The sequence below is a fragment of the Desulfosarcina sp. genome (genome assembly GCF_046496365.1).
Taxonomy (GTDB): Bacteria; Desulfobacterota; Desulfobacteria; order Desulfobacterales; family Desulfosarcinaceae; genus Desulfosarcina.
The window spans coordinates 1-3,420 of record NZ_JAWOHB010000139.1 but is presented as its reverse complement, the minus strand read 5'-3'; the positions used below and the strand labels follow the sequence as shown (position 1 = coordinate 3,420).

The following is a 3,420-nucleotide window of genomic DNA, read 5'->3' as shown; positions in this document are numbered from 1 at the left end:
CGCCACATGATCTCCCGATCCGTCGAACACCGGGGTCCACACATTCACGAAGTTTTCGCCCCATACCTTGCCGTCTACGGCGACGGAGTAACATCCCTGCTGGAATGTTTGAATGTCCGCCGCATCCATGGCCCGGGTCTGCACGGCTGCGGCAGTATGAGCACCGCAGGGGCTCAGGGCGAAGTCGGAAGCGTTGTCAAAGAAGTCCGGCCATGGATTTCCGTCCACCGCAGCGCCGTAACGCATATCCTGTTGAACGGCGGCACCGATCCGGTCGCCGGTACGGGAGAAGGAAAGATTCCATACAAAACCGAAGGCGGTTTCCCAGGGGAGGCCGTCCACCACCACGGTCCACTCCGCATCGGTGCTGGCAATCGCCGCCAGGCGGCCGTCCGGGGAAAAAGAAAGCCCCCAAACCTTCTCAAAGGTCTGCTCCAGCAGGTCCCCGTTTACACAGAGACCGAAAACGGCGTTCTCCAGATTCACGATGGACGCGATTTTTTCGCCGTCCGGGCTGGCCAGAGGCTCCTCCATCCAGACCACTTCCCTGGAACAGGCTGCGGTTTTCTGAATCCGCCGTTTTCCCGGTCCCCAATCCCAGGAGCTTTGTCCTTCCATTCACGGTTCCTTTCTGTGTGGGTATTTCATGATCTGTACTGTCTTGAAACAACCCGGCCGGAGAAAAAGCAGGGAATGAGCTTTCGCATTCCGTTGTGTCCTAGCGAATTTGAGCTTTTTAGTCAAGAAAAAAGGAACCCAACAGCTTGCCTTGGGAGGGGGTGTGCGGCCTTGAATTATCCTTCCATTCGGTCTATATTGCAGCTGGTCTTCAAAAGGAGGTTCCATTATGGAACTGCTGGATCTTTGTCCCCTCGAAACGTGGACAACCCTGGAAGATGAGATTTACAGCACCTCGCAGCTGAATCCGGCCGTTTACAATACCAAAGGCATTCGCATCCACCGCAGCCATCGCTGGCCGAACCGTCTCTGCCCGGAAATTAAATCCATACCCAAAGGGCAGAGTTTCATTTGTGCTACCGCCCACATGAACCTGGCCAACACGGCCAAGAACACCCGCCGTCCGGTGATCGAAGAGTGTGACGCGGGCATGGTCAAACTGCTGGTGCCGGTTATTGTCGATGACACGTATCTCGGATCCGTAGGCGGGTGCGGAAAGATTTTCGAAGGCGGCGAGGTGGACACCTACCTGGTGAATAAAATCACCGGCATGGAAGAGGACAAGGTTGAAGCGCTGGCCGGGGAAGTGCCTTCGATCACCATGGAACATGCCCGGGAACTGGCGGATTTCATCCAGGGCCGCATCGGCGGGATCGTAAGTGCTTTTCTGGACCGGGGAAGGGGAAGGAGTCCAAAGGGACCATGAGCGACCCCCATCCGGACGATCCTTTTTTTGCCCATCCCGACTGCCGCCAGATCCTGCGCTGCATTCAATGCGGCGCCTGCAGCGGCTCCTGCCCTCTGGGCGCCGAAATGGATTATGCGCCCCGGGCCCTTTTTGCACTGATCCGGGACGGCGATCTTGCCGGGGCTCTCAAGTCCAATACCCCCTGGTACTGCGTTTCCTGCTACCAGTGCATGGACCGCTGTCCCCAGGATATCCCTGTGGCCGACATTATGTACCGGCTCAAACAGATGGCGGTGGCGGACGGTTGCCAGCCACGCGTCCATAAGCTGCCGGATTTTTATCGTGCCTTTGTGGAGGATGTGGGCAGGAACGGCCGCATGACCGAGAGCCACGTCATGGCCCGCTACAGTCTGAAACACCCCGGAGACGCCGCAGCCAACACGGTCACCGCCCTGAAGCTGTTGGCGCGGGGCCGCCTGGACTTCTTCCCCAACCGCTCCCGCGATCCCAGCCATGTCGCTGCACTGACGGCCCGGTGTCGCAAGAGGGAGCCGGATGCATGAAGACCTATGCTTTTTTCCCCGGGTGCGCCTATCAAAGTGCCGCAGGCTACGCCGAATCGGTGGCGGCTCTCAACCCCCGCCTGGGGATTCGCCTGAAAGAGTTGGACGACTGGAACTGCTGCGGCGCCACAGCGGCCTTCAGCCTGAACGAAGGCGACGGCCTGGCCCTGTGCGGACGGCTTTTTGCCCTGGCCCAAAAGGAGGGCCACACCGACATCGTCACCGTTTGCAACGCCTGCTACACGACGCTCCGCAAAGCCGGAAAGCGCTTGACCACCGATCCTCCGGCCTTGGCGGAGGTGTCGCGAAGATTGGCCGATCAGGGCCTCGGGCTCGCCCTGCCCCTGCCCAAGGTCCTCCACTACCTTGACCTGCTGGTCGCCGAACCTTTTGACCGCCTGCTCATAGAACAGAGGCAGGCGGAACATGGGGCAGGGGCGGTCGCCGTCTACTACGGTTGTCAGTACTCGCGACCGTGGGCCACCGGTCCGGAAGCCCAGCATCCTGTCGTGCTGCAGCGCCTCCTCACCGGCCTGGGGTTTGACGTGGTGGAGCATTCCGCGGGCACCCTTTGCTGCGGCGCCTCCCACGCCGTGCCCTATGCCGATGCCTGCAGTCCTATGATCGGCCGCATTGTGGGGGAGATCCGCAACAAAGGCGGACGGATCATTACCACCATCTGCCCCATGTGCCAGTTCAACCTGGACGCAGGGCAAAGGAGCCTGGGGAAGGATCCCCTGCCGGTGACCTACTTTACCCAAATGATCGGCCGGGCCCTGGGCATCGGCCCTGTCGATCTGGGACTGAACAAGCTTTTGATTTCCCTCAGCACCATGCAAAAGAAGGCTTCATGAATCCAAGGGACCCGAAAATCGGCGTATATATATGTCACTGTGGCATGAACATCGCCCCGAAAGTGGATGTGGAGAGGGTGGCCGAGTTCGCCGAAACCCTGGACCACGTGGCGGTGGCTCGGGATTACAAGTTCATGTGCTCCAACCCCGGGCAGGAAACCATCATCGCCGACATCCGGGAGCTCGGCCTGAACCGGGTGGTGGTGGCCTCCTGTTCGCCTCGCATGCACGAACCCACCTTCCGCAAAGCCTGTGAGCGGGCCGGGATCAGCCCGCACTGCTTTCAAATGGCCAACATCCGCGAACACACCTCCTGGGTGACGCTTGACTCGCAACAGGCCACGCTGAAGGCCATGGATCTGGTCAAAGGGGCCGTGGCACGGGTGGTCAACCACCAGCCCCTGGTATCGCGGGAGGTGGCGGTGGAGAAGGGCATTGTGGTGGTGGGCGGAGGCATTGCGGGCATGCAGGCGGCCATCACGGCTGCGGATGCAGGTTACCCGGTTTACCTGGTGGAACGGGAACCCTCCATCGGCGGCCATATGGCCCAATTCGACAAGACCTTTCCCACCCTGGACTGCGCCGCCTGCATCATGACCCCCAAAATGGTGATCGTGGATCAGCACCCCGGCATCAC

Annotated in this window: 4 protein-coding genes and 1 pseudogene; 4 read left to right on the top strand and 1 reads right to left on the bottom strand. The window is 60.3% G+C overall.

Features of this window, described 5'->3' with window-relative positions:
* Window positions 1–618, bottom strand: a pseudogene (locus tag R6V78_RS13350) (WD40 repeat domain-containing protein); the annotation flags it as partial.
* Between the two features lie 229 nt (window positions 619–847).
* Here R6V78_RS13350 and R6V78_RS13345 point away from each other — a divergent pair.
* The 4 genes from R6V78_RS13345 to R6V78_RS13330 form a co-directional block, all read left to right on the top strand.
* The gene (locus tag R6V78_RS13345) at window positions 848–1,384 is read left to right on the top strand and encodes a PocR ligand-binding domain-containing protein (RefSeq protein WP_410289860.1); all 537 of its coding nucleotides are present in this window, start codon (window positions 848–850) and stop codon (window positions 1,382–1,384) included.
* Window positions 1,381–1,929: a 4Fe-4S dicluster domain-containing protein gene (locus tag R6V78_RS13340; RefSeq protein WP_410289859.1), complete on the top strand. Its 549-nt coding sequence runs from the start codon at window positions 1,381–1,383 to the stop codon at window positions 1,927–1,929. The genes R6V78_RS13345 and R6V78_RS13340 overlap by 4 nt, the downstream gene beginning before the upstream one ends.
* Entirely contained in the window at window positions 1,926–2,783 is an 858-nt protein-coding gene (locus R6V78_RS13335) for a heterodisulfide reductase-related iron-sulfur binding cluster (RefSeq protein ID WP_410289858.1), read from the top strand. Before R6V78_RS13340 ends, R6V78_RS13335 begins: the two co-directional genes overlap by 4 nt.
* Window positions 2,780–3,420: FAD-dependent oxidoreductase (locus tag R6V78_RS13330; RefSeq protein ID WP_410289857.1), on the top strand; the 641-nt coding region annotated here is incomplete at its 3' end. The genes R6V78_RS13335 and R6V78_RS13330, both read left to right, overlap by 4 nt.